This is a genomic window from Nguyenibacter vanlangensis (genome assembly GCF_013376155.1).
GTDB classification, from domain to species: Bacteria; Pseudomonadota; Alphaproteobacteria; order Acetobacterales; family Acetobacteraceae; genus Gluconacetobacter; species Gluconacetobacter vanlangensis.
In genome coordinates, this window is record NZ_JABXXP010001079.1 from 1 (window position 1) to 733 (window position 733).

The 733-nt window shown below is 72.9% G+C and carries 1 protein-coding gene; it reads right to left on the reverse strand.

Annotated elements, in window-relative coordinates; genetic code table 11:
- The coding region (locus HUK84_RS21340) for a DUF4175 family protein (protein ID WP_176641943.1) at positions 1-733 on the reverse strand (733 nt) is incomplete at both ends.

Below are 733 nucleotides of genomic sequence, written 5' to 3' on the forward strand. Positions count from 1 at the left end.
GTCCTCGATATCCAGCGCCAGGTACCACAGCCGCGCCAGCGCCTGGTCGACGGCCCGGGCGGTCGCCGCGCCGGCCTCGACGTCCCGGCTTTCCAGCAGGGCTGCGGCACTGGTCAGGTTCAGCAGCATTCCGGCATCATGCGCGAACGGATCGGGCGTCTCGCCCAGCGCCAGCAGGTCGCTCGCCGCCGTAAAGCGGCTCTCCCGCCCCACGGCGACCCGGCGGCGCACATCCAGCACCGCCCTGGCCATCGGATTGCGAAACAGCCGCGCCCCCAGACGAAAGCGGATCTCGTCGCTGCGCCCTTCGCGCCCGCTGACGCTGGTCGCCACCAGGCGGCCGGCCACTTCCTCGCCCGCCCAGGGATCGGCGGAAAGGTCCGGCAGGGCGGTGCCCGTCACCTCCTTGGGCCGGCCATCCACCGGGATCGGCACGGATAATACCCGCTCCGCCTCCCCCTGGCCCCGCGCCTGCTCCCTGCCCGACCGAATCAGATGCAGCTCGGCCCGCAACGTGGCGATGCCATAGGCCTGCCGCGCGCTATAGGGCAGGCGTGTCCGCCATTCCCCCGGCATGCTGCCCGCCCCCGCCCTCCAGGACACGGCCGGCGCGGCGTCGGGCAGGATCGTCACATTCCACCGGCTGAAGGACCGTCCACGGCCGCGCAGGGTCAGGCTCGCGCTGCCCAGCAACTTTATGTCGGCCGACCAGCTACCGGGGCCCAGCGGGCGG